Annotated in this window: 26 protein-coding genes; 20 read left to right on the top strand and 6 right to left on the bottom strand. The window is 65.6% G+C overall.

All coding sequences use genetic code 11. The features are described 5' to 3' along the window. Positions 1-125 precede the first annotated feature (125 nt). The gene (locus tag ACNJYA_RS17335) at positions 126-1,385 is read left to right on the top strand and encodes an adenylate/guanylate cyclase domain-containing protein (RefSeq protein ID WP_439367078.1); all 1,260 of its coding nucleotides are present in this window, start codon (positions 126-128) and stop codon (positions 1,383-1,385) included. 114 nt (positions 1,386-1,499) lie between these two features. On the opposite strand, the gene ACNJYA_RS17340 is transcribed toward ACNJYA_RS17335, so the two are convergent. Then, the gene (locus ACNJYA_RS17340) at positions 1,500-2,744 is read right to left on the bottom strand and encodes an MFS transporter (protein ID WP_439403300.1); all 1,245 of its coding nucleotides are present in this window, start codon (positions 2,742-2,744) and stop codon (positions 1,500-1,502) included. Between the two features lie 171 nt (positions 2,745-2,915). On the opposite strand from ACNJYA_RS17340, the gene ACNJYA_RS17345 reads away from it, so the two are divergent. Continuing rightward, a complete protein-coding gene (locus ACNJYA_RS17345; RefSeq protein ID WP_439367082.1) occupies positions 2,916-4,268 on the top strand; it encodes an Nramp family divalent metal transporter in 1,353 nt (450 codons plus the stop codon). 145 nt (positions 4,269-4,413) lie between these two features. Here ACNJYA_RS17345 and ACNJYA_RS17350 read toward each other — a convergent pair whose 3' ends face one another. Both ACNJYA_RS17350 and ACNJYA_RS17355 read right to left on the bottom strand, forming a co-directional pair. After that, positions 4,414-5,190 carry an arginyltransferase gene (locus ACNJYA_RS17350; protein WP_172783447.1) on the bottom strand — a complete coding sequence of 259 codons (777 nt, stop codon included), beginning with the start codon at positions 5,188-5,190 and terminating at the stop codon, positions 4,414-4,416. A 68-nt stretch (positions 5,191-5,258) separates the two neighbouring features. Then, positions 5,259-5,807, bottom strand: a complete 549-nt coding sequence (locus ACNJYA_RS17355) for an RDD family protein (protein ID WP_172783448.1) — start codon at positions 5,805-5,807, stop codon at positions 5,259-5,261. A gap of 183 nt (positions 5,808-5,990) precedes the next feature. On the opposite strand from ACNJYA_RS17355, the gene ACNJYA_RS17360 reads away from it, so the two are divergent. Next, complete coding sequence (locus tag ACNJYA_RS17360) at positions 5,991-6,626, top strand: DUF6151 family protein (RefSeq protein ID WP_172783449.1); 636 nt, start codon at positions 5,991-5,993, stop codon at positions 6,624-6,626. Positions 6,627-6,714: 88 nt separating this feature from the next. Here the strand turns inward: ACNJYA_RS17360 and hemB are convergent, their stop codons facing one another. Continuing rightward, positions 6,715-7,776, bottom strand: coding sequence for a porphobilinogen synthase (hemB, locus tag ACNJYA_RS17365; RefSeq protein WP_172783450.1), 1,062 nt, complete (start codon positions 7,774-7,776; stop codon positions 6,715-6,717). A 122-nt stretch (positions 7,777-7,898) separates the two neighbouring features. Here hemB and ACNJYA_RS17370 point away from each other — a divergent pair, with 122 nt between their 5' ends. The 12 genes from ACNJYA_RS17370 to ACNJYA_RS17425 all read left to right on the top strand — a co-directional run bounded on the left by ACNJYA_RS17370 (position 7,899) and on the right by ACNJYA_RS17425 (position 18,521). Further along, positions 7,899-8,402, top strand: coding sequence for a DUF6163 family protein (locus ACNJYA_RS17370; RefSeq protein ID WP_439367085.1), 504 nt, complete (start codon positions 7,899-7,901; stop codon positions 8,400-8,402). Between the two features lie 511 nt (positions 8,403-8,913). Further along, positions 8,914-9,432 (top strand): transcriptional regulator LdtR, encoded by a 519-nt coding sequence (gene ldtR, locus ACNJYA_RS17375; protein ID WP_025036696.1) that lies wholly within the window; start codon positions 8,914-8,916, stop codon positions 9,430-9,432. A 199-nt stretch (positions 9,433-9,631) separates the two neighbouring features. Next, positions 9,632-9,868, top strand: a complete 237-nt coding sequence (locus ACNJYA_RS17380; protein ID WP_439367087.1) for a hypothetical protein — start codon at positions 9,632-9,634, stop codon at positions 9,866-9,868. Positions 9,869-9,905: 37 nt separating this feature from the next. Then, on the top strand, positions 9,906-10,127 hold the full coding sequence (locus tag ACNJYA_RS17385) for a hypothetical protein (protein WP_025036694.1): 222 nt from the start codon (positions 9,906-9,908) through the stop codon (positions 10,125-10,127). 262 nt (positions 10,128-10,389) lie between these two features. After that, on the top strand, positions 10,390-11,688 hold the full coding sequence (glyA, locus tag ACNJYA_RS17390) for a serine hydroxymethyltransferase (protein ID WP_212255127.1): 1,299 nt from the start codon (positions 10,390-10,392) through the stop codon (positions 11,686-11,688). A 29-nt stretch (positions 11,689-11,717) separates the two neighbouring features. Further along, positions 11,718-12,200 carry a transcriptional regulator NrdR gene (gene nrdR / locus ACNJYA_RS17395; protein ID WP_011087793.1) on the top strand — a complete coding sequence of 161 codons (483 nt, stop codon included), beginning with the start codon at positions 11,718-11,720 and terminating at the stop codon, positions 12,198-12,200. After that, on the top strand, positions 12,197-13,345 hold the full coding sequence (gene ribD, locus ACNJYA_RS17400) for a bifunctional diaminohydroxyphosphoribosylaminopyrimidine deaminase/5-amino-6-(5-phosphoribosylamino)uracil reductase RibD (RefSeq protein WP_439367090.1): 1,149 nt from the start codon (positions 12,197-12,199) through the stop codon (positions 13,343-13,345). The genes nrdR and ribD overlap by 4 nt, the downstream gene beginning before the upstream one ends. Next, on the top strand, positions 13,345-13,974 hold the full coding sequence (locus ACNJYA_RS17405; RefSeq protein WP_172783456.1) for a riboflavin synthase: 630 nt from the start codon (positions 13,345-13,347) through the stop codon (positions 13,972-13,974). The genes ribD and ACNJYA_RS17405 overlap by 1 nt, the downstream gene beginning before the upstream one ends. Positions 13,975-14,036: 62 nt before the next feature. Beyond that, positions 14,037-14,528, top strand: a complete 492-nt coding sequence (gene ribH / locus ACNJYA_RS17410) for a 6,7-dimethyl-8-ribityllumazine synthase (protein WP_172783457.1) — start codon at positions 14,037-14,039, stop codon at positions 14,526-14,528. A 4-nt stretch (positions 14,529-14,532) separates the two neighbouring features. Further along, positions 14,533-15,027: a transcription antitermination factor NusB gene (gene nusB, locus ACNJYA_RS17415; protein ID WP_172783458.1), complete on the top strand. Its 495-nt coding sequence runs from the start codon at positions 14,533-14,535 to the stop codon at positions 15,025-15,027. A 137-nt stretch (positions 15,028-15,164) separates the two neighbouring features. Next, positions 15,165-16,163: a thiamine-phosphate kinase gene (thiL, locus tag ACNJYA_RS17420; protein WP_439367093.1), complete on the top strand. Its 999-nt coding sequence runs from the start codon at positions 15,165-15,167 to the stop codon at positions 16,161-16,163. A gap of 237 nt (positions 16,164-16,400) precedes the next feature. Continuing rightward, positions 16,401-18,521 carry a sodium-translocating pyrophosphatase gene (locus tag ACNJYA_RS17425; protein ID WP_172783460.1) on the top strand — a complete coding sequence of 707 codons (2,121 nt, stop codon included), beginning with the start codon at positions 16,401-16,403 and terminating at the stop codon, positions 18,519-18,521. Between the two features lie 172 nt (positions 18,522-18,693). On the opposite strand, the gene ACNJYA_RS17430 is transcribed toward ACNJYA_RS17425, so the two are convergent. Both ACNJYA_RS17430 and ACNJYA_RS17435 read right to left on the bottom strand, forming a co-directional pair. Next, entirely contained in the window at positions 18,694-19,707 is a 1,014-nt protein-coding gene (locus ACNJYA_RS17430) for a Bug family tripartite tricarboxylate transporter substrate binding protein (RefSeq protein WP_172783461.1), read from the bottom strand. 201 nt (positions 19,708-19,908) lie between these two features. Then, positions 19,909-20,394 carry an outer membrane protein assembly factor BamE gene (locus tag ACNJYA_RS17435; protein WP_172783462.1) on the bottom strand — a complete coding sequence of 162 codons (486 nt, stop codon included), beginning with the start codon at positions 20,392-20,394 and terminating at the stop codon, positions 19,909-19,911. A 98-nt stretch (positions 20,395-20,492) separates the two neighbouring features. Here ACNJYA_RS17435 and ACNJYA_RS17440 point away from each other — a divergent pair, with 98 nt between their 5' ends. The 5 genes from ACNJYA_RS17440 to ACNJYA_RS17460 all read left to right on the top strand — a co-directional run bounded on the left by ACNJYA_RS17440 (position 20,493) and on the right by ACNJYA_RS17460 (position 24,415). After that, positions 20,493-21,044 carry a ubiquinol-cytochrome C chaperone family protein gene (locus tag ACNJYA_RS17440; RefSeq protein ID WP_439367096.1) on the top strand — a complete coding sequence of 184 codons (552 nt, stop codon included), beginning with the start codon at positions 20,493-20,495 and terminating at the stop codon, positions 21,042-21,044. Continuing rightward, positions 21,041-21,604: a YceD family protein gene (locus ACNJYA_RS17445; RefSeq protein ID WP_439367098.1), complete on the top strand. Its 564-nt coding sequence runs from the start codon at positions 21,041-21,043 to the stop codon at positions 21,602-21,604. The genes ACNJYA_RS17440 and ACNJYA_RS17445 overlap by 4 nt, the downstream gene beginning before the upstream one ends. A gap of 298 nt (positions 21,605-21,902) precedes the next feature. Beyond that, positions 21,903-22,964, top strand: coding sequence for a phosphate acyltransferase PlsX (plsX, locus tag ACNJYA_RS17450; protein ID WP_439367100.1), 1,062 nt, complete (start codon positions 21,903-21,905; stop codon positions 22,962-22,964). Continuing rightward, positions 22,961-23,941 carry a beta-ketoacyl-ACP synthase III gene (locus ACNJYA_RS17455; RefSeq protein WP_172783466.1) on the top strand — a complete coding sequence of 327 codons (981 nt, stop codon included), beginning with the start codon at positions 22,961-22,963 and terminating at the stop codon, positions 23,939-23,941. The genes plsX and ACNJYA_RS17455 overlap by 4 nt, the downstream gene beginning before the upstream one ends. A 132-nt stretch (positions 23,942-24,073) precedes the next feature. Further along, a complete protein-coding gene (locus ACNJYA_RS17460; RefSeq protein ID WP_036010431.1) occupies positions 24,074-24,415 on the top strand; it encodes an integration host factor subunit alpha in 342 nt (113 codons plus the stop codon). Positions 24,416-24,435: the final 20 nt, after the last annotated feature.

Raw genomic sequence — 24,435 nt, forward strand, 5'->3', positions numbered from 1 at the left:
CCCGCGCGGCGAGTGCGTCAACCGGGGCTGCGGCATATTCGACCTGCGCGGGAGGGGGAACCTCGCGCTCGGCTTACGCGTGGCTTGCGCCTTTCGCCCGTCACGAATGCACGCCATAATGGCGCATGCAATTGACCTCGCGCCTTTCGCTGATGAACTGGCTGACCGGCCAGGGGCTCACGGGCCTGCCTGAAAATGAACTGCTCCGCGGCTTCTGCGAGCGCTGCTGCGCCGAGGGGCTGGAACTGTCGCGTGGCCTCGTCGTCATCGACACGCTGCATCCGATCTATGAGGGCCGCGGCTTCCGCTGGAGCGATCGTCCCAGCAACGAGAGCGATGCCTTCGAATACGGCTCGACCGCAGACGGCGACGCCGCCAAGAGCTGGCGCCGCTCGGTGTTCTTCCACATGCTCGAGAATGGCGACGACGAGATGGTGATCGATCTCGCCGATGCGCCGTCGATGGATTTCTCGCAGATCGGCGAGCTCGCCGAGAAGGGCCACAAGCACTATCTCGCCTTCGTCCACCGCTTCGGCGAGAACGGCGCGCTCGGCCTGATGGATTGCCTCTATTCCTGCTGGACCACCCGCCGCGAGAGCGGTTTCTCCGGACTGGAGCTGGAAGCGCTGCGCGATCTGGTTCCGGTGCTGGGGCTTGCGATCAAGTCGGCGCAGCAGGTCGACATCGCGCGCACGCTCGGCCGGGTCTATCTCGGCCGTGACGCCTCCGAGCAGGTGCTGCGCGGGCGCATCTCGCGCGGCGTCACCGAGCGCATCAACGCCGTGCTGTGGTATTCGGATTTGCGCGGCTCGACGGGGATCAGCGAGAGCATCGGTCCCGACGAGATCATTCCATTCCTCAACGACTATGCGCAGGCCGTGATCGATCCGATCCACGAAGCCGGCGGCGACGTGCTGAAGCTGATCGGCGACGGCGTGCTCGCGATGTTCTGGGGCGAGGACATGGCGGATGCGCGGCGTGCGGCGCTCCGCGCCGAGCACCTGTTCCGCAAGAACGTCGCCGCGCTGAACGAGCGGCGGGCGGCGGAGGGCCGTCCGACCACGTCGGCCTATATCGGCCTGCATGTCGGCGAGGTCTTCTACGGCAATATCGGCAGCGAGGACCGGCTTGATTTCACCGTGGTCGGCCCGACCGTCAACGAGGTCAGCCGCATCGCTTCGATGAGCCGCTCTGTCGATCGCGAGCTGCTGGCTTCGTCGGAGTTCTACAAGGGCCTCGACGCCGCCGGTCGCCGCTACCTCGTCTCCACCGGCCGCTACGCGCTGCGCGGCATCGGCCGTGCGCAGGATCTCTATACGCTTGATCCGGAAGTCGATGCGAGCGAGCCGGTAAAGGGAAGCTACGAGCGCTATCTGGCGGGTTAGTCTCCGCGGTCTCAACATACGCCGTCATTCCGAGCGCAGCGAAGCAATCCAGATTCGTCCGACGGACGACCCTGGATTGCTTCGTCGCTACGCTCCTCGCAATGACGGCTGTGGCTAGCACCGCGCCGCCGCTTCATCTCCCACCATGTCCGGCTGCCGGTCCAGTCCCACCGCCGGTGACAGCAGGATCACCAACGCCTGCACGCCGAACATGGCCGCAGCGAGATAGAGGCACGCTTCCGCGCTCCAGAGGCCGCCGACGATCGCGCCCAGCGCCGAGCCGAGCGGGCGGGCGCCGTAGCTCATGATGTTGATGGCGGAGACGCGGCCGAGCAGGCGCGGCGGCGTCACGGACTGGCGCAGCGTCGTGGTCGAGATCACCCACAGGATCGGGCCGACGCCGAGCAGGAAGAAGCTCAAGCCGGCAAGCCAGGGCGAGGGGAACAGCACCGTCGATGCCATCACCAGGGAGGCGACGAAGCCGGTGACGGGCCCGAGCCCCACCACGGTGCCAAAGGCGATGCGCTGCATCACGCGCGTGGCAAGGAGCGCGCCGATCACCATGCCGACGCCGTACATCGTCAGCACCGTGCCGACACCGGCAGCGCTCAGGCCGAGATGGCGCACGGCGTAGGGCACGAACACCGCGATCTGCAGGAACCAGCCGGTGTTGAAGATGAACTGGGTGATGAACACCGGTCGCAGCAGCGGATGGTGGAACACGAAGGCCGCGCCTTCGCGGATGTCCTGGAGCGGATGCCGCCGCGGCGCCGGCGCGCGCGCGGGCTCGTAGATGCCGGACAGCAGCACAACGGCAATGGCCGACAGCGCCGCGGCGAAGCCGAACGCCGGGCTCGCGCCCCACCATCCCACCAGCGCACCGCCGAGTGCGGGGCCGCTGGCGAAGGCGATGGTGCGCGCCAGCTCGATGCGCGCATTCGCTGCCGGCAGCAGGTCGGAGCTCACCAGCGCCGGCACCAGCGCCGGCGCCGCCACGCTGTAGACGACGGTGCCGCACACCGCGGCGAAGCCGAGCAGGGCCAGCAGCGGCAGATTGAGCGCCCCCAGCGCGAGCAGGACCACGACGGCCGCGAGCGCCACGGCCCGCAGCGCCTCGGCGCTCGCCATCAGCCTGCGGCGGGAGATGCGGTCGGCGAGCACGCCGGCGGGGATGGCGAACAGGACGAAGGGCAGGGTGAGCGCGGTCTGGAGCAGACCGGTCTGCCCTTCGGCTACTCCCAGCGTCAGCACGGCCACGATGGGCGCCGCCGCGAGCGCAATCTGCTCGGCCGACTGCGCCGCGAGATTGGACCAGGCAAGGCGGTTGAAGGTGTCAGGGAGGCGAGGCGGCGTTGACATGGCGCATATCCTGCGAAGGCGAATTTGCGCCAATGTTGGCCCCCGACGACCACCAAACCCACCCGCTTCCCGACAAGAGGCGATTTCCCCATGCTCCGCGGCGGGAACACTTGCCGCTAGATGCAGTTGCAAATGAGTTGCAATAAGAACGAAGTTGGGTATTCTGCCGATATGGATGCCCGATCACCCCACATGACGCCTGACCTCGCCGGCTGGCGCGCTGATGCGCCCACCACCAAGAGCCTCGCTGAGGTTAATTCCACAGTCGCCATTCCCGCCGCGGGCCGCTGGTGGCGGCGGCTGCTGGCCTTCGTCGGGCCGGGATACCTCGTCTCGGTCGGCTACATGGACCCCGGAAATTGGGCGACCGACCTCGCCGGCGGGTCGAAGTTCGGCTACACGCTGCTCTCCGTCATCCTGCTCTCGAATTTGATGGCGATCCTGCTCCAGTCGCTGGCGGCGCGGCTCGGCATTGTCACCGACCGCGATCTCGCCCAGGCCTGCCGCGCCACCTATTCGCCGGCGGTGAACTTCCTGCTCTGGCTCGCCTGCGAGGCGGCGATCATCGCCTGCGATCTCGCCGAGGTGATCGGCACGGCGATCGCGCTGAAGCTGCTGTTCGGCATTCCGCTGATCGGCGGCGCATTGCTCGCCGCGCTCGATGCGTTCCTGCTTCTGATCCTGATGAACCGTGGTTTCCGCTTCCTGGAGGCTTTCGTCATCGCGCTGCTGGCGGTGATCGCGGTCTGCTTCGTGGTTCAGATCGCGGCGGCGGCTCCGCCGGTGGCGGAGGTCTTGCGCGGCTTCGTGCCGAAGAGCGAGATCTTCACCAATTCCGACATGCTCTACATCGCGATCGGCATCATCGGCGCCACCGTGATGCCGCATAACCTCTACCTGCACTCCTCGATCGTGCAGACGCGCGCCTATGAACGCAACGACACCGGCCGGCGCGAAGCGATCAAATGGGCGACGACGGACTCGACCATCGCACTGATGCTGGCGCTGTTCATCAACGCAGCGATCCTCGTCGTGGCCGCCGCGACCTTCCACAAAAGCGGTCATTCCGACGTCGCCGAGATTGGACAGGCCTTCGAGCTGTTGTCGCCGTTGCTGGGGCTCGGCATCGCCTCGACGCTGTTCGCGGTGGCGCTGCTCGCCTCGGGCCTCAATTCGACGGTCACCGCGACGCTCGCCGGCCAGATCGTGATGGAGGGCTTTCTCAACCTGCGCCTGCCCAGCTGGGCGCGCCGCCTGCTCACGCGCGGCATTGCCATTGTCCCCGTGATCATCGTCACGGCGATCTATGGCGAGCGCGGCACGGCGGATTTGCTGGTGTTCAGCCAGGTCGTGCTGTCAATGCAGCTGCCTTTTGCGGTGATCCCGCTGGTCCGCTTCGTCTCCGACCGCCGCAAGATGGGCCAGTTTGCGATACCGACATCGGTCGCCGCGGTCGCCTGGATCGTCGCCGGCGTTATCGTGATTTTGAACGTGAAGCTGCTGGCCGATACGCTGTTCGGCTGAGTGGCGCCGCCACGTTGCTGTCATCGCCCGCGAAGGCGGGCGATCCAGTACTCCGTGAGGCCTGCGATAGAACCGAGAAGCTGCGGCGTGCTGGATGCCCCGCCTTCGCGGGGCATGACGGAGAGCGAGTGCGCGTTAGCTGAGCTTAGTCCTGCGGCTCGGATGCCGTATCGCCCTGAGCATCGACCCGAAGCCAGCCTGACGGGGCAAGGCGCTGCTGCGGCAGGAAGCGGGCCTTGTAGTCCATCTTCTTGGAGCCCTCGATCCAGTAGCCGAGATAGACGTAAGGCAGGCCCTGACGTCGCGCGCGCGCGATGTGGTCGAGGATCATGAAGGTGCCCATCGAGCGGCTGACCTGGCCAGGATCGAAGAACGAATAGACCATCGACAGGCCGTCGCTGAGGACGTCCGTGAGGGCTACCGCGATCAGCTCCTCGCCGCGGCCGGTGATGCCGCTGTCGGGACCGCGCTTGCGGTACTCGATGATGCGGGTCTCGACATGGCTGTCCTCGACCATCATGGCGTAGTCGAGCACGGTCATGTCGGCCATGCCGCCGTGGCGGTGGCGGGCGTCGAGATAGGCGCGGAACACCGAATATTGCTCGGAGGTCGGCACTGCGCTGCGCTGCTCGCCGATGATGTCGGCGTTGCGGGCCATCACCTTGCGGAAGTTGCGCGAGGGGCGGAACTCGTTGGCGATGACCCGGACCGAGACGCAGGCCCGGCACTGGTCGCAGGCCGGCCGGTAGGCGATCGACTGGCTGCGGCGGAAGCCGCCATGGGTCAGCAGGTCGTTGAGATCACCGGCGCGGTCCCCCACGAGGTGCGTGAACACCTTGCGCTCATGCCGGCCCGGCAAATACGGGCAGGGGGAGGGCGCCGTGAGGTAAAATTGTGGGGTGTCGCGCGAGTGCTGGGTCAAGGGACGTCGTGGGCCTCCAAAACAGGCATCAGCATCGCGCTCCAGAAGCCCCCGGTCAATCGATTAGCTCACCACGTCCGCGCCGCCTGGGGTGCGGGTATGCGAACCGAATTGTTGATTACGACCGTTCCCAGCACGAAGTCGTGCAGCAGGCGACGGCGGCCGTTGAACAGGCCGACCAGCACCACGAATGGCGACAGGAACGAGACCGTCACCCAGAACAGCACGGCATGGGTGGCGCCGAGCACGAAATAGCCAGGCGCGCCGTACCAGGTACGCAGCTCCAGGTCCATCAGGCGCATGCCGACCGTGGCGGAGGACGGACCGCCGATGCTGGCGCCGTAATAGACGATGGCCCAGATCACGGAGGCCGGCCAGGCGATCCAGAACAGCGCCCAGCCGATGCCGAGGGTGACCACGCCGAACAAGGCGATGAAGATGTAGCCGAGGATCACCGGGACCGAGATCACGACCATGTCGATCAGGAAGGCGAACACCCGCCGCGTCGCGACGCCCCGGAACAGGTCCGGATGCAGGTCGGGGTCGTAGGCGTGCGGTTGCATGGCGCCGTCATTGCGCCAGGCGCCGCCGTCATTTGGCGAACCAGAATATGACACGAGCTTCCCCTTCCGCTTTTGGATATCTCACCGCAGCACATGGGAACAGCCAGGCCGCACGCCAAGGCTGTCGGCCCAGTACCACCGCAAAATATTCCGGCGATTCGGCGGCCGTGGCCGCTTGCGCGGTCCGTGATTTGCACCATGCTGGGGCGGGGTGATCCCTCACAGGAACGATTTTCAATGGATCGTCAGATCGAATTGCGTTGCCGCTGTGGCGGGGTCTGCGCCGTCGTCACGGGCGTGTCGCGGCAGACCGTCAATCGCGTGGTCTGCTACTGCGACGACTGCCAGGCCTTTGCACACCAGCTCGGTCGCGCCGATCTGTTGAATGCGAAAGGCGGCAGCGACATTGTCCAGGTCGCGCCATCGACGCTTACATTCGTGCAGGGGCAGGACCGGATCGCGGGGGTGCGGCTGACCCCGAAAGGCCTTTATCGATGGTATGCAAGCTGCTGCAACACACCGGTCGGCAACACCCTTTCGCCGAGCATTCCCTTCGTCGGCATCATCGCGCAGGCGTTCGAGGGTGGCACGCCGGCGGTCGACGAAGTCGCGGGAGCGCCGATCGGCGCCATTCTCGGCAAGTACGCGGTCGGCGAGCCACCAGCGGGCGCGACGGGACTTAATCTTTCTCTCATCCTGCGCGCCATCGGCAAGGTGCTGGCATGGAAGCTGCGGGGGAAGGCATCGCCGCATCCGTTCTTCAAGCGGGCGACGCGCGAGCCGATCTATCCAATCACCGTGCTGTCGCGCGAGCAGCGCGAGGCACTGCGTCCGTTGTGCGGGCCTCAGCCGAACGCGCAAGCGGCGGGTTGAGTGTTGCAGCGGTAAGGTGCGGGTAACTCTGCCCTCGCGTCCCGACAAGCGCCGCGCAGAGCCGGGACCCGGACGCCCGCAAGTGGGATCAAGCCTGGGCCCGCAGCTTCTCCGCGGCCTTCGGCGCAAAATAGCTCAGCACGCCGTCGGCGCCGGCGCGCTTGAAGGCGAGCAGGCTTTCCATCATGGCGCGGTCGCCGTCGAGCCAGCCGTTGTTCGCGGCCGCGGCGATCATCGCGTATTCGCCGGAGACCTGATAGGCGAAGGTCGGCATCGCGAACGTGTCCTTCACGCGGCGGACCACGTCGAGATAAGGCATGCCGGGCTTCACCATCACCATGTCGGCGCCCTCGGCGATGTCGAGCTCGACCTCGCGCAGCGCTTCATCGGTGTTGGCGCTGTCCATCTGATAGGTGCGCTTGTCGCCGGTGAGCGTCTTGGCCGAGCCGATGGCGTCACGGAACGGGCCATAAAAGGCGGAGGCGTATTTGGCCGCATAGGCCATGATCTGCACGTCGAGCAGGCCGGCGCGATCCAGCCCCTCGCGGATCGCGGCGACGCGGCCGTCCATCATGTCGGAGGGCGCGATGATGTCGCAGCCGGCTTCGGCCTGCACCAGGGCCTGGCGCACCAGCACGGCAACCGTCTCGTCGTTCAAAATCTTGCCGTCGGAGATCAGGCCGTCATGGCCGTGGCTGGTGAAGGGATCGAGCGCGACGTCGCAGAGGATTCCGATCTCCGGAAACTCCTTCTTGATCGCGCGCACGGCCTGGCAGACCAGGTTGTTCGGGTTGGTGGCTTCGGAGCCTTCCTCGTCGCGCAGGGAGGGATCGGTGTAGGGAAACAGCGCGATGCAGGGAATGGTCAGCTTCATGGCGCGCTCGGCCTCGCGCACGGCCTGGTCGACGCTGAGACGGTCGACGCCGGGCATCGAGGCGACCTGCTCGCGCTTGTTGGTGCCGTCGATCAGGAACAGCGGCCAGATCAGATCGTCGGTGGTGAGGACGTTCTCGCGCACCATTCGCCGGGCCCACTCGGCCTTGCGGTTGCGGCGCGGACGAACGGTCAGATCGAGGGCATGCGGCACTGCCGTGCTGTCCCGGCGCGAAACGTCGCGCAATTCGATCGGACGTCCGTATTTGATCGCCATTACTCTTCCTCCGGCTGGAACTATTCTTATACCAGCTCGCACGGTTCCCGTCACCGCGGCTTGACCTGCCGCAAGGGATGGCAGGCGATTGATTTTGCGGGCCGAAGCAGCCAGAAGGGGCCATGTCCGAGATCTCCACCCGCGATACGGCCCAGGGCGGCGTCAATGCCAGGGACGCTGCCCGAGACACTGCCCGAGAGAGCGCGCTCTCGGTGGCGGCGATCTCCTCGGAGCGCTCGGAGTCCGACGACAATGTCTGGACCCGCCGGCTGGTGCTTTTCCTGCGGGTGATGGCGCTGCTCTCGATCCTCAAAGGCCTCTATCACTGGGCGCAGGTCACGGGCTTCGTCGGCGGCGAGGATGAGGCGTTCGAGAACCAGTCGATGGCCTGGCAGGCCGCGACCGTCTACTTCGCCGTGATCGAGCTCGTCGCCGCCGTCGGCCTCTGGCTGGCAACGCCATGGGGCGCGGTGGTGTGGCTGACGACCGTGGTGTCAATGGCCGTGATCGAGCTGATGTTCCCGGGGATCTACGGCGGCAGCCTCGTCGTGGTCGGCGTCGAGGTCTTCATGCTCGCCGCATATCTCGCGCTCGCCTGGATGGCCGCGCGCGAGCGGCCGCCGTAGCGCGGCAACGGCTTGGATAGATGCTCTCGTGCCCCGGAAGCAGCGCAGCGCGCTGCGCTTGCGGCGTGATGCGTTGCAGAGCCGGGGCCCATCTCTCCGACATCTCGTTTGTGGCTTCTGGGTCCCGGATCTTCGCTTCGCTCGTCCGGGACACGAGCGGAGTTGTGCGCGTTTGGTTGACCGCTGGTTGCCTAAAATTCGCGGTAAGTTTTCATTGACCAGCCGGTTCCGCCACAGCTCTTACGCATGCGTTTCGAAACAGGGCGGGGTTGTTCTGGAATGCGACAACAGGGGCGGACGGAGGGTGAACAGGACCTTGCGAAGGTCAACAGAGGCTTTCGAAAAGTGCTTGTGGCACAGGCTTAATGCGCAATTCACTGTCTTAAATTCATGATCTCTTTATTCTCTTATTTAAGCCGATCTTCAAACGCGCCCCTTAAGTTGCAGCTATCAGACGGGACACAAGTTTCGTCGAATAAGTGTCGATAAAAACGACAACAGGGGAAGTGTCATGATGAAAGCCGTCGCAACTGCGGCAGATACCGCAGAGCGCGTCTCCGGCCAGCAGGGTTCGGTGCAGTCGCTCTATCTGGAAGCTTTGACTCTGGTGGAGCGGCTGCATCGCCGGCTCCTCGACGTGATCAAGGACGAATTCGATCGCCGCGGCCGTGCGGACATCAACTCGGTCCAGGCGCTCTTGCTCTACAACATCGGCGACAAGGAGCTGACCGCGGGCGAATTGCGCACGCGCGGTTACTATCTCGGCTCCAACGTCTCCTACAATCTGAAGAAGCTCGTCGAGCTCGGCTTCCTCGATCATCAGCGCTCGCGCGTCGACCGCCGCTCGGTGCGCATCCGCCTGACCCCGCAGGGCCAGGAAGTCCGCCGCATCGTCGATGCGCTCTACCAGAAGCACGTCAAGACGGTGGAGCAGGTCGGCGGCATCTCCGGCGACGAGTTCGCGACCCTCAACAAGTCGCTGCACCGTCTCGAGCGGTTCTGGACCGACCAGATCCTCTATCGCCTCTGAGTTTTAATGGGATCAGGGCGAAGCCGGCCCGCAACAAGACCGGCAGCCCTCCCGAACGTGCCTGACTTCCCCAAGCGCGCCGGTCCGGAGTTGCCCCCGGGCCGGTGCGTTGATGTTTTTGCACCTGCGAAAAAATCCCTGGCTGCCAGGAACCAGTTCCCGGCTCGGCGCTTATCTCCTTCGGATCGGAGAAACGTCGATGCTGGTCGAGCGCGGGCTTCAGGTGATGAACGTGGAACTCGTCAGCGAGGCCTATGCTATCGCCGCGAACTACCTTCGCCGCTCCGGGGCGATCCCGGACACTTTCGTCACCGATGAACGCCTGCTCGGCCTGATCGTCAAGCTGCTTCAACAGGGCGAATTCAACAAGATCAGGCTGGCCAACAAGGCCATCGCCCGGTTCCAGGCGCAGACCGAGGCCAGAGCGGTTGCCTGATCAAAACCCCCAAGATCCCGCCGAACCAGAGGATGCCATGGAAGCCGCCATCGACCGCATCATGCAGACCTATGACCTGCTCGCCAACCGCACCGCGGCGGCCAGCGCCGAGGCGCGTGAAAAGGTCACGAACTACCTCAATATCCTGATGGAGGCCGGCGAGACCGACACCCACAGGTTGACCGTCTGCGGCCTGACCTATCTGCGCCAGCTCGACGGCAGCGTCGACCCGGTGAAAGCGGGGTATACGGGGCTGTGAGGAGGGGCGCCGGCTGCGCCCGATGGCAGCTGGCAAAGATGAGGCCCAAAGCGGCCCCACCCGGATATTGATGGGCAGGGGTCTTGCAAAACCGCTCCCGGGCTGACCCCCCAATCCCACCATATCTTGCATAAATATCAGGCCCGACCCGCAAATGCTTGGCCTGTTGCGGGCGATGTGGTAGATCGCGCGTGCTTCCGACCGCCACACCAGACCCGCCCGTAGCCCGCCAAAAGGCTGCGGCGGTGGAGATATTCGCAAGATGACCCTCGCAAAAACCGCCTCCGCGCCCGATTCGTTTTTCACCGCCTCGCTCGAGCAGGCCGATCCGGAAATCGCCGCCGCCATCAAGGGCGAGCTCGGCCGGCAGCGCCACGAGGTCGAGTTGATCGCCTCCGAGAACATCGTCAGTCGGGCCGTGCTGGAAGCGCAGGGTTCGGTCATGACCAACAAATACGCGGAAGGTTATCCGGGGGCGCGCTACTACGGCGGTTGTGAGTGGGTCGACGTCGCCGAGAACCTTGCGATCGATCGCGCCAAGAAGCTGTTCGGCGCCAATTTCGCCAACGTGCAGCCGAACTCCGGCAGCCAGATGAACCAGGCGGTGTTCCTGGCGCTGCTGCAGCCCGGCGACACCTTCATGGGTCTCGATCTCGCCGCCGGCGGCCATCTCACCCATGGCTCGCCCGTCAACATGAGCGGCAAATGGTTCAAGGCCGCGCACTACACGGTGCGCCGCGAGGACCAGATCATCGACATGGACGCAGTGGCCAAGCAGGCCGAGCAGGTCAAGCCGAAGCTGATCATCGCCGGCGGCTCCGCCTATTCGCGCGCCTGGGATTTCAAGCGCTTCCGCGAGATCGCCGACAGCGTCGGCGCCTACCTCCTGGTCGACATGGCGCATTTCGCCGGGCTCGTCGCCGGCGGCGTGCATGCTTCGCCCGTGCCGTATGCGCACGTCACCACCACCACGACGCACAAGTCGCTGCGCGGTCCGCGCGGCGGCCTCATGCTGTGGAATGACGAGACGCTGACCAAGAAGCTCAACTCGGCGATCTTCCCGGGCCTGCAGGGCGGTCCCCTGATGCACGTGATCGCGGCGAAGGCGGTCGCCTTCGGCGAGGCGCTGCGTCCGGACTTCAAGGTCTACGCCAAGAACATCGTCGAGAACGCCAAGGCCTTGGCCGAGACCCTGAAGGGTCATGGTCTCGACATCGTCTCCGGCGGCACCGACAATCATCTGATGCTGGTCGATCTCAGGCCGAAGGGCCTGAAGGGCAACGTCTCGGAGAAGGCGCTGGTCCGCGCGGCCATCACCTGCAACAAGAACGGCATTCCGTTCGATCCGGAATCGCCCTTCGTCACCTCGGGCATTCGGCTCGGCACGCCGGCTGCGACCAGCCGCGGGTTCGGCGTCGCCGAATTCCAGCAGGTCGGCGGCATGATCGCCGAGGTCCTCAACGCGATCGCGCAATCCTCCGACGGCAAGGCGCCGCTGGTGGAGGCTGCGATCAAGGAACGGGTCAAGGCGCTCACCGACCGGTTCCCGATCTATCAGTAAGGTCCAAGAAAACCTTTCAAGGTACACGGATGCGCTGCCCGAACTGCAACAGTCTCGATACGCAGGTAAAGGACTCGCGTCCGACCGAGGACTCGTCCGTGATCCGCAGGCGGCGCGTGTGCGTCGCCTGCAATTTCCGCTTCACCACCTTCGAGCGCGTGCAGCTGCGTGAGCTCACGGTGATCAAGCGCAACGGCCGCCGCGTGCCGTTCGACCGCGACAAGCTGATGCGCTCGGTCCAGATCTCACTTCGCAAGCGGCAGGTCGAGCCGGAGCGGGTCGAGAAGATGGTCTCCACCATCGTGCGCGAGCTAGAGACCGGAGGCGAGGCCGAGATCTCCTCGGAGGTGATCGGCGAGACCGTGATGGAGCATCTGCGCACGCTCGATGACGTCGCCTATGTTCGCTTTGCCTCGGTCTACCGCAATTTCCGCGAGGCCAAGGATTTCGCCGACGTGCTCGGCGAGCTCTCCGGTGAGGAGGAAGCGCGGCTCGCCGCGATCCGCAAATGATCTTCCGCATCCTGGAAGACCAGTTCGCGCAGAAGGCCCGCGAGGCCAAGGATGCTGATCGCCGTTTCATGGAGCTGGCGCTCGCGCTGGGCAGGCGCGGGCAGGGGCGGACCTGGCCCAATCCGGCCGTGGGCGCCGTCATCGTCAAGGATGGCGTCATCGTCGGCCGCGGCTGGACGCAGCCGGGCGGACGGCCACATGGCGAGCCCGAAGCGTTGCGGCGCGCCGGCGAGGCTGCGCGGGGCGCCACGCTCTATGTCACGCTGGAGCCGTGCTCGCATTTCGGCAAGTCGCCGCCTTGCGCCGATGCGGTGATCGCCGCCGGCATCAAGCGGGTGGTGGCGGCGATCGAGGACCCCAATCCGGAAGTGGCGGGGCAGGGCCATGCGCGCTTGCGCGCTGCCGGCATCACGGTGGATGTCGGTCTTTGCGCGGCGGAGGCCGCGTTCGACCATGCCGGCCATTTCCGCCGCATCCGGGACAAGCGTCCGCATGTGATCCTGAAGCTCGCGGTCTCGCCCGACGGCAAGATCGGTGCGGCCGGCGGCAAGCCGCTTGCGATCACGGGCGAGGCGGCACGCAATCGCGTGCATCTGCTCCGCGCGCAAAGCGACGCCATCCTGGTCGGCATCGGCACGGTGCTGGCGGATGATCCGCAGCTCAACTGCCGCCTGCCGGGCATGGCGGAGCGCTCGCCGGTGCGTGTGGTGCTCGACCGCAGCCTGCGCATACCCGCATCGAGCCAGCTGGTTCGATCCGCGCGCGAGACGCCGCTTTGGGTGATCGCGTCCGAGCTTGCGGAAGCGGCCGCCGCGACACGCCTTGGCGCGGCCGGTGCGCAAATCATGCGCATGCCTCCGGGGAGTGCATCCGGGCTCGATCTGGCGATCGTGCTGCAGGCGCTGGGAGAGAAGGGCATCACGCGGCTGATGGTCGAGGGCGGCAGCCGCGTTGCGGCGTCCTTCGTCGCGGCCGATCTCGTCGACGAGATATGGCTGTTCCGCGGCGCGGAAGCGGTCGGCGACGGCGGCGTCGATGCGCTCGATGCATTGCCCCTGTCGAAAATCACGCAGTCGCCGGCCTACAAGGTTCATGCTAGCGAGACCTACGGCAAGGATACTCTCACCATCTACGAGCGCGCGTAATGTTCACCGGCATTGTCACCGATATCGGCGAGATCGTCAGCTTCACGCCAACGGCGCAGGGCCAGCTGCACCGGCTCCGCATCGCCTGCCGCTACGATCAGAGCACGATTGCGGACGGCGCCTCGATCGCCTGCAACGGCGTCTGCCTGACCGTGGTCGCCTCGGGCGTTGCGGACGGCAGGGACTCTAAGCAAAGGACCTGGTTCGAGGTCGATACCGCGGCCGAGACGCTGGCGCTGACGACGGCCAAGCACTGGAAGGTCGGGACGAAGCTCAACCTCGAGCGCGCGCTGAAGATCGGCGATGAGCTCGGCGGCCATATCGTCGCCGGCCACGCCGACGGCATTGCAACCATCGTCAGCCGGGAGGACTTGCCGGATATGGCGCGGTTCGTGCTCTCGACGACGCGGGAGCTGGCACGATTCATCGCCACCAAGGGCTCGATCACGCTCGACGGCGTCTCGCTGACGATCAATACGGTTGCAGACGTGACCTTTTCGGTGCTCATCATTCCGCACACGCTTGATGTCACGACGATCGGCAGCTGGAAGGCGGGCTCCGAGGTCAATATCGAGGTCGATCTGATGGCCCGTTATGCGGCGCGGCTGACGGAAATGACGGTCTCTTAGAACTTGGCTTACATGCTGCCGGCGACTACATAGCGCCGACCCCATTCGAAACGGATTGAACGATGGCAGACGCGCGGCGCGCACCCCTGAAGGACCAGACCGACATTTCCGGCGCGCGCGCGCTTGTAGTCGAGGCAAGGTTCTATGACGATCTCCAGGATGCGCTGCTGGACGGCGCAGTCGCCGAGCTGAAGGCAGCCGGCCTGACGCATGACGTCATCACGGTTCCCGGTGCGCTGGAGATCCCAGCGGCAGTGGCCATCGCGGTCGATGCCGCCGCGGCGAACGGCAAGCCGTATGACGCGGTGATCGCGCTCGGCTGCGTGATCCGCGGCGACACCATCCATTTCGAGATCGTCTCGCAGGAATCCTCGCGCGCGCTGATGGACCTCGCGGTGGCGCGAAAGCTGCCGCTCGGCAACGGCATCCTCACCGTCAACACCGAGGCGCAGGCCTGGGCGCGGGCGCGCGCCAGCGAGCTCAACAAGGGCGGCGATGCCGCGCGCGCCGCGCTTGCGATGCTGCGCATCAAACGCCGCCTGGCGCAGGCCTGAAGCCATGGCTGAGATCAAGAAACCGGCGGGCGTTCCGGAGAAGAAGGCGAACCGGCGCGGTGCGGCGCGGCTCGCGGCCGTCCAGGCGCTCTACCAGATGGACATCGCCGGTGCGGGCATCAACGATATCTTTGCCGAGTTCGAAAGCCATTGGCTCGGCAACGAGGTCGAGGGCGACACCTATCTGCCGGCGGAAGCTGCCTTTTTCCGCGACGTCGTCTCGGGCGTCGTACGCGACCAGAAGAAGCTCGATCCCCTGATCGACGAGGCGCTGTCGAAGGGCTGGCCGCTCAAGCGGATCGAGGCGATCCTGCGGGCGGTGCTGCGGGCCGGGGCCTATGAGCTCCAGCACCGCAAGGACGTGCCCGGCAGGGTGGTGGTCTCCGAATATGTCGACGTCGCCAACGCCTTCGTCGATCGCGAGGAGACCGGCATGGTCAACGCCGTGCTCGACCAGATCGGCCGGCAGTTTCGTGGCGACGAGTTCGGGCGGGGGTAGTCACACATTCCGCTGTCATCACCCGCGTAAGCGGGTGATCCAGTACGCCGCGGCAGCGGTTATTGAGATCGGCTTCTCGGCGTACTGGATCGCCCGGTCAAGCCGGGCGATGACAGCGGAGGGTGGAGTTGGCGCCGATGACGAACGCACAGGATCCCTCCGGCGAAGACTCCCTCATCGCGCGCTATTTCAAGCCGCTGGCGACCGATCCCGGCGCGTTCGGGCTGGTCGACGACGCTGCGGTCCTGTCCTCGTCCGGCGAGGACGTCGTCGTCACCACCGACGCTATCGTCGAGGGCGTGCATTATCTTGCCGGTGATCCGCCTGACACCATCGCGCGCAAGGCGCTGCGGGTGAACCTGTCCGATCTCGCGGCGAAGGGAGCAACGCCAGCAGGCTTCGTGCTGACGCTGGCGCTGCGCAGCAAGGATGACGCCTGGCTGCGCCCCTTTGCGGACGCGCTGGGCGAGGACGCCAAGACCTTCGCTTGTCCTCTGCTCGGCGGCGACACGGTGTCGACGCCGGGCCCGCAGATGATCTCGATCACTGCCTTTGGCCGTGTGCCTCGGGGACGGATGGTCGGCCGGACCGGCGCAACGCCGGGCGACCGCATCCTGGTGACGGGGACGATCGGCGATGCCGCGCTCGGCCTCGACGTGCTCAAAGACGGCGCTGTGGCCGCCGCGCTGGCATCCGATCCCGCGGCACGGGATTTTTTGGTCTCGCGCTATCGGGTGCCGCAGCCGCGCAACGTGCTGGCGCGGGCGGTGCGCGACCATGCCACCGCAGCGATGGACGTCTCCGATGGCCTCGCCGGCGATCTGACCAAGCTCTGCGCCGCGTCCGGGGTCTCGGCCTCGGTCGACGTGACGAGCGTGCCCCTCTCGGCCGCGGCGGCCGGCCTGCGCGCCCGCAGCGTCGTGTCTGTCGAGACGCTGCTTGCCGGAGGCGATGACTACGAGGTGCTGTGCACCGCTCCGCCGGCACAGTGTGACGCGCTGATTGCCGCGGGGCGGGCCCTGGGCGTTGCCGTGACCGCGATCGGTACGATCACGGAAGGGCAGAAGCCGCCGCGCTTCCTGGATGGTCAGGGCCAGGACCTGCTTTTGACGCGGCTGTCCTACAGCCACTTCTAGCAATTGCTCCAACCCGGCATCTTAGTTCTCAGCACTTGGTCCTAAATACCTGCCGAGATCGGCCTTTTCGGCCTTATCCGGCGTTGCACCCTCAATTTGATTTTGGCAAGCTCGCGGCCGACTGGAGCCGCCCCTTAAGGGCAAGGGGGCGGCTTTGTTCAAAATCAAGGCGCCGCACCGCACGACGGAACACAAAAGGCGCCGGGGGTACATCAAGGAATCTGAGGCAAAAATCACATGACAGCATTATGGTTGATAGTGCTCTGCGGAGCGCTTTCCGTCGCCTACGCGATTTGGGCGACGTCTTCGGTGTTGGGCGCGGATGCGGGGTCGCCGCGCATGCAGGAGATCGCAGGTGCCGTGCGCGAAGGCGCACAGGCGTATCTCCGGCGCCAGTACACCACGATTGGTATCGTCGGCATCGTCATCTTCGTGCTGCTTGCCTATTTCCTCGGGCTCTATGTCGCGATTGGTTTCGCCATCGGCGCGATCCTGTCCGGCGCTGCGGGCTTCATCGGCATGAACGTCTCGGTGCGCGCCAATGTGCGCACCGCCCAGGCTGCGACGACGTCGCTCGCCGGCGGCCTGGAGCTCGCCTTCAAGGCGGGCGCCATCACCGGACTTCTGGTGGCCGGTCTCGCGCTGCTGGGTGTGACCCTCTATTTCGGCTTCCTGGTCCACTCGCTGAAGCTCGCGCCCGATAGCCGTGTCGTCGTCGACGCCCTGGTGGCGCTCGGCTTTGGCGCCTCGCTGATCTCGATCTTCGCCCGTCTCGGCGGCGGCATCTTCACCAAGGGTGCGGACGTCGGCGGCGACCTCGTCGGCAAGGTCGAGGCCGGCATTCCCGAGGACGATCCGCGCAACCCCGCGACCATCGCAGACAACGTCGGTGACAACGTGGGCGACTGCGCCGGCATGGCCGCCGACCTGTTCGAGACCTATGCGGTGACCGCGGTCGCCACCATGGTCCTGGCGGCGATCTTCTTCGCCAAGACGCCGATCCTCGCCAACATGATGACGCTGCCGCTCGCGATCGGCGGCATCTGCATCATCACCTCGATCATCGGCACCTTCTTCGTCAAGCTCGGGCCGAGCCAGTCGATCATGGGCGCGCTCTACAAGGGCCTGATCGCGACCGGCATCCTGTCGCTGATCGGCATCGCCCTGGTGATCTACTACCTGATCGGCTTCGGCAAGCTCGACGGCGTCAACTACACCGGCATGGCGCTGTTCGAGTGCGGCGTGGTCGGTCTCGTCGTCACCGCGCTGATCATCTGGATCACCGAATACTATACCGGGACCGACTATCGTCCGGTGAAGTCGATCGCCCAGTCCTCGGTCACCGGCCACGGCACCAACGTGATCCAGGGCCTCGCCATCTCGATGGAAGCGACCGCGTTGCCTGCGATCGTGATCATCGCCGGCATCCTGGTCACCTACAGCCTCGCCGGGCTGTTCGGCATCGCGATCGCGACCGCCACCATGCTGGCGCTGGCCGGCATGATCGTCGCCCTCGACGCCTTCGGCCCCGTCACCGACAATGCCGGCGGCATTGCCGAAATGGCGGGGCTGCCGAAGGAGGTGCGCAAGTCGACCGACGCGCTCGATGCGGTCGGCAACACCACCAAGGCGGTCACCAAAGGCTACGCGATCGGCTCGGCCGGTCTGGGTGCACTGGTGCTATTCGCGGCCTACAACGAGGACCTCAAGTTCTTCGTGGCCCGCTCCGCGCAGCATCCCTACTTCGCCGGCGTCAATCCGGACTTCTCGCTGAACAATCCCTACGTGGTGGTGGGCCTGCTGTTCGGTGGCCTCCTGCCGTACCTGTTCGGCGCGATGGGCATGACCGCGGTCGGCCGTGCGGCCGGCGCGATCGTCGAGGAGGTTCGTCGCCAGTTCCGCGAGAAGCCGGGCATCATGCAGGGCACCGACAAGCCTGACTATGGCAAGGCGGTCGACCTGCTGACCCGCGCGGCGATCAAGGAGATGATCATCCCCTCGCTGCTGCCGGTGCTCTCGCCGATCGTCGTCTACTTCCTGATTTATGCGATCGCGGGCGGCGGCGCGGCCGGCAAGTCGGCGGCGTTCTCGGCCGTCGGCGCGATGCTGCTCGGTGTGATCGTGACGGGTCTGTTCGTCGCGATCTCCATGACCTCGGGCGGCGGCGCCTGGGACAACGCCAAGAAGTACATCGAGGACGGTCATTTCGGCGGCAAGGGCTCTGATGCCCACAAGTCCGCGGTGACCGGCGACACCGTCGGCGATCCCTACAAGGACACGGCGGGACCTGCGGTGAACCCGATGATCAAGATCACCAACATCGTGGCCCTGCTGCTGCTGGCGATCCTGGCGCACTGAGCGGCGGTGGTGAAAGACAAAACCCCGCGGTGCAAACCGCGGGGTTTTTGTTTTATTGATCCGCCGCACTCACCACGTCATTGCGAGGAGCTCTTGCGACGAAGCAATCCAGGGTCTTTCCACGGAGAGATTCTGGATTGCTTCGCTTCGCTCGCAATGACGAGGGAGAGACCTACTGCACGTCCATCTGCAGGCCTTCCTTCTGGATGATGCCGGCGAACTTCTTCGTCTCGGCGTCCACGAAGGCGGCGAACTGCTCCGGCGTGCCGTAGTCGGCACGGGCGCCCATGGCGGCGATCTGCTTCTTGACGTCGTCGCGCTCCAGCATCGCCTTGACCTGGAGATTGAGCGCATTGAGCACCTCGGGCGAGACGCCCTTCGGCAGGAACACGGAGAACCAGGAGGAGATGTCGAAGTTCGCGAGCTCCGGTGCGCTTTCGCGCATCGTCGGCAGGTCTTTCGCGAGCTCGCTGCGCTCGGGCGTGGTGACGCACAGGCCGTTGAGCGTGCCGTTCTGCACCTGCGGCAGGCTCGGATAGAGGTTGTCGAACAGGATCTGAATGTCGCCGGCGAGCGCCGCCTGCAACGCGGGTCCGGCCCCACGGAACGGGATGTGCGTCATCTTCAGGCCGGTGAGCTGGAGGAACCAGGCGCCGGTGAGGTGAGGGCTCTGGCCGACGCCTGAAGAGGCGTAGCTGAGCTTGTCCGGATTGGCCTTCAGGAACGCGATCAGCTCGGGAATCGACTTGATGCCGGTCTTCGGATGCGCCGAGACGATGTTCGGAATCCGGATCATGTTCGAGACCGGCTGAAGCTGCTCCGGCTTGTAGCTGAGGTTCTTGAAGATGCTGTAGGCGATCGCGTTCGGGCCCGGATTGCCGACCAGGATGGTGTGACCATCCGGCTTGGCGCGCACGGCCTCGGCCGTGCCGATGGTGCCGCCGCCGCCGGAGCGGTTTTCCACCACGGCCGACTGGCCCCAGGCGGCTTGCAGATGCGCAGCCAGGAGCCGGCCCATCACGTCGGTCGAACCGCCGGCCGCGGCCGGCACGATGAGCCGAACGTTCTCTGTGGGCTTCCAGTCGGCAAGGCTCGATCGCGGCAGAAAAGCTGCGGCCGAAAGGCCGGCAGCACCGGCGAGCACGCGACGGCGCGACAATAAAGTGTTTTGAAATTTCTTGGGCACGAATCCACTCCTGCTTCTTGCTTTGCAGGAAGCGTAGGGAACGCTACGTGCGACCGCAAGTCGCGCGCGACGACAAGTGCCGCGCAGAGGGCGGCACGACGACGCAGGCGCGAAGCCATTTACCTTCCGATGGAATTAGCCGGCTCCGAAGGCTGGTTCGATGCGAAGCGACAAGCGCTTCGATCGAAACCTTCGGCGGCTTCAGTTGAAGCTCAGCAGCTTGAACAGCGGTGTGAGGTAGCTCATCTCCTGACCCGACGTCGGCGTGGTGCGGCTGATGAAGTCGAAGATCTTGCCATCCTGGAGACCGTAATTCGCAAGCCTGCGCACGCGCCGGTTCTTGTCGAAATAGACCGCGATGACGCGCTGATCGACCACCTTCTGGTTCATGAAGGCGACCGGGCGCTCCGAGCGCTGCGAGATGTAGTAGAACACTTCACCGTCGAGGGTCGCGACCGTCGAGGGCGTACCCATCACGATCAGCACCTGGTCCTGGCTCGCACCGATCGGAATCTGCTCGAGCGCGCCGGGCGGCAGGATGTAGCCCTTCTGGAACTGCTCGCCGGTGCAGGCCGCAAGGGCCACGCCGACCATTGCGGTCGCCGCGAGCATGCGCAAGCCGCGCCAGCAGGCATGAAGGCCGCGCCGCACGTCCGCGCGCGGGCTGATCTGGTTCGTTGTCGTCATAGCGGAACTGATTCCGTCCCCTTGCGTCGCGCGAGGCGCTGAAGTACCGGGCTGGGCGTCTGAATGCAACTCGCGCGCGCCCGCTTGCGGAAACCACAATGCTTTGGCCGTTCAATCACTTCAGGAAACCCCGGCGAACCCCGCCAGGCACCATTGAAGCCATCTATGGCATGATCGTGACGCAGGCGCGAGAACCCATATTTTACCGGGACTTGGGCGTGCCCGATACGGTTAACGGGCGTTTCGACCTGTTGCTGCTGCATCTGTGGCTGCTGCTGCGCCGCCTGCGCGCGGTTCAGGGCGCCACGGAGCTGTCCCAGGCGCTGTTCGATCGCTTCTGCGAGGACATGGACGACAATCTGCGCGAGATGGGGGTGGGCGACCAGACCGTGCCGAAGCGGATGCGGGCCTTCGGCGAGGCCTTCTACGGCCGCGTCCAGGCCTATGACCAGGCGATGGAAGCCGGCGGCGAGGCTCTGGCATCGGCGATCTGCAAGAATATCTTGAATGGGACCGGTTTCGACCAGGCCAAGCGGCTCGCGGCCTATGCGCGGGCCAGCGAGGCCGATCTCGGCCGGGCCGAAGAGGCCGCGCTGCTGCGCGCGTCCTTCACGTTTCCCCCGGCGTTGCCAGAGGGTGTCACGCCATGAGCCGACCAGATACCGCACCCGATCCGTGGCGGGCGCCCGTTATCGTTGCCCAGATCCCGGACGCCGGGCTGCATCGCGAGCTCGAAGCATCAGTGGCCGAGCGGCAGGCGATGGCGGAGGTCGCGGGCCTGCGCGAGATCCTGTCCGCTCATGCCAGCTTCGATGTCGTGCCGAAAAGCGGCGGACGGGTCCAGGTCACAGGCCTCGTCCGCGGCCGCGTCGGCCAGACCTGCGTCGTCACGCTCGACCCGATCGAGACCGAGATTGAGGAGGAGGTGGACCTGATGTTCGCCCCGGAGGCCGAGGCGCGCCGCCTGGCCGATCTGATCGAGGAGGGGCAGGACGATGAGGCGCCGCCCGAGGTCGTCGACCCGCCCGAGCCGATCACGGGCGGCATCATCGATCTCGGCCGGCTCGCCACCGACGTTCTGTTCCTGGCGATCGATCCCTATCCGCGCAAGGAGGGGGCCGTGTTCGAGGCGGAGGTCACCGCTCCCGACCCCGAGGACCATCCCTTCGCCGTGCTGAAGGCATTGCAGGACAAGAAGAAGGAACAGTGAGGGGCATTTTCCGCTCGCGGCCGCCTTGCCAGGGCACGCGAGCCATTTGCCTCGATGGTTTGAGACAGCCGTTTATCCGTCTGATTTCAATGTATTTCCTGCGAAATCCGCGGCCGGCGGCCGGATCGCCTCAGATGCAAAAGGCTGGGGGCAAGAGGTTGTTTCGGGGGCACAAAACGCTATTGTCGCGCCCCGGTTCGGGTGCGGCGTGGCGCTTGGCCGGTCGCCATCTCGGTGGCAAACCCATTTTGCGGCCCCGCTAGCTCAGACTGCACCAGACCAGGTTTCCAGGACTTTCATGCCAAGCAAGGTTCGCATCGCGCTGGACGCCATGGGGGGCGATGTCGGCCCCGCCGTGGTCATTCCGGGCGCCGCCATCTCGCTTGGCCGGCATCGCGACACCGAGTTCCTGCTGGTCGGCGACCGCGCCCGGATCGAGCCCGAGCTCGACAAGCACCCGAAGCTGAAAGCCGCCTCCAGAATCGTCCATACCGACGTCGCCGTCAGCATGGAGGACAAGCCGAGCCAGGCGCTGCGGCGCGGCCGCAAGACCTCCTCGATGTGGCTCGCGATCGATGCGGTCAAGAAAGGCGAGGCGGATGTCGCGATCTCCGCCGGCAATACCGGCGCGCTGATGGCGATGGCCCGCTTCCACCTGCGCACCCTGCCGGGCATCGACCGCCCCGCGATCTCGGCGATCTGGCCGACCCTGCGCGGGGAGTCCGTCGTGCTCGACCTCGGCGCCACCCTCGGCGGCGATGCCCACCACCTGGTCTCGATGGCGGTGATGGGCGCGGCCAAGGCGAGCGTGCTGTTCAACAAGACCCGGCCCACGGTCGGGCTGCTCAATATCGGCGCCGAGGAGATCAAGGGGCACGAGGAGATCCGCGAGGCCAGCGAGATCCTGCGGGCGCGGAACCTGCCGGAGCTCGACTATGTCGGCTTCGTCGAGGGCGACGGCATCGGCAAGGGCCTGGCCGACGTGATCGTCACCGAAGGCTTCAGCGGCAACATCGCGCTGAAGGCGGCCGAGGGAACCGCACGGCAGATGGCGGAATTGCTCCGTAACGAGATGCAGCGGAGCTGGACGTCCAAGCTCGGCTATCTCTTCGCCCGCAGCGCCTTTCAGGCCCTGCGTAACAAGATGGACCCCAACAAGTCCAATGGTGGCGTGCTGCTGGGACTGAACGGGGTAGTGGTCAAGAGCCACGGCGGAACCAACGCCGAAGGCTTTGCCTATGCGATCGATGTTGGCTATGAGATGGCTCACTACGATCTCCTGAACAAGATCAATCAGATGCTCAACCGCGAGGGTGGTGCACTCAAATCCGTGCAGCCCGCGCCGGAGGATGTTTCGTGACTCAGATTCGTTCGGTCGTGCTCGGCTGCGGCTCTTATCTGCCGGAGCAGGTGGTGACCAACGCCCAATTGGCGGCGCGCATCGACACCTCCGACGAGTGGATCGTGCAGCGCACCGGCATTCGCGAGCGGCACATCGCGGCCGAGGGCGAGTTCACCTCGCACCTCGCCATCAAGGCGGCACAGGCGGCGCTCCGCGACGCCGGCGTGGACGCGCAGTCGATCGAGCTGATCGTGCTGGCGACCTCGACGCCCGACAACACCTTCCCTGCGACGGCCGTCGCCGTGCAGCACGGGCTCGGCATCAATCATGGCGCGGCCTTCGATCTCCAGGCGGTGTGCTCGGGCTTCGTGTTTGCGCTGGCCACCGCCGACAATTTCCTGCGCACCGGCGCCTACAAGCGCGCGCTGGTGATCGGCGCGGAGACCTTCTCGCGCATCCTCGATTGGAATGATCGCGGCACCTGCGTGCTGTTCGGTGACGGCGCCGGCGCCGTGGTGCTGGAGGCGCAGGAGCAGCCCGGCAATGCCGCGACCGACCGCGGCATCGTGACCACGCATCTGCGCTCCGATGGCCGCCACAAGGCCAAGCTGTTCGTGGACGGCGGGCCGTCCTCGACCCAGACCGTCGGTCATCTGCGCATGGAGGGCCGCGAGGTCTTCAAGCATGCGGTCGGCATGATCACCGACGTGATCGTCGATGCCTTCAAGGCGACCGGGCTCAATGCCGACGGCATCGACTGGTTCGTGCCGCACCAGGCCAACAAGCGAATCATCGACGCTTCCGCGCACAAGCTGCACATCGCGCCCGAGAAGGTGGTGCTGACGGTGGACCGCCACGGCAACACCTCCGCGGCCTCGATCCCGCTGGCGCTCTCCGTGGCGCGCAGGGACGGCCGCATCAAGAAGGGCGACATGGTCCTTCTGGAGGCCATGGGCGGCGGCTTCACCTGGGGCTCCGCGCTGGTGCGCTGGTAAGCCACACCGATAAAATTTTGCCGGAATCCACGCCGATTATCGCTAGGTCTGCATTGATGTGCGGTGTTGACCGCCGTATCGTAAGCTCATAATTTCAGACGAGAATTGTTCGCCGTGAGGTGGGGCAGGGCGATGAGCGAGACCAGCAAAACCGTAACGCGTGTCGATCTGTGCGAAGCCGTCTACCAGAAGGTGGGCCTGTCGCGCACGGAATCGTCCGCCTTCGTGGAACTCGTGCTGAAGGAGATCACCGACTGCCTGGAGAAGGGCGAGACGGTGAAATTGTCCTCGTTCGGCTCCTTTATGGTGCGCAAGAAGGGCCAGCGCATCGGCCGCAACCCGAAGACCGGCACCGAGGTGCCGATCTCGCCGCGCCGCGTCATGGTGTTCAAGCCCTCGGCGATCCTGAAGCAGCGGATCAACGCCCAGCACCGCACCAACGGCGACGCCACCCAGGCTCAGGAAGAGGCGTAACCGCCTTTCGGAAAGGACTG

It is taken from the genome of Bradyrhizobium sp. BLXBL-01 (assembly GCF_051853025.1).
Classification (GTDB): domain Bacteria; phylum Pseudomonadota; class Alphaproteobacteria; order Rhizobiales; family Xanthobacteraceae; genus Bradyrhizobium.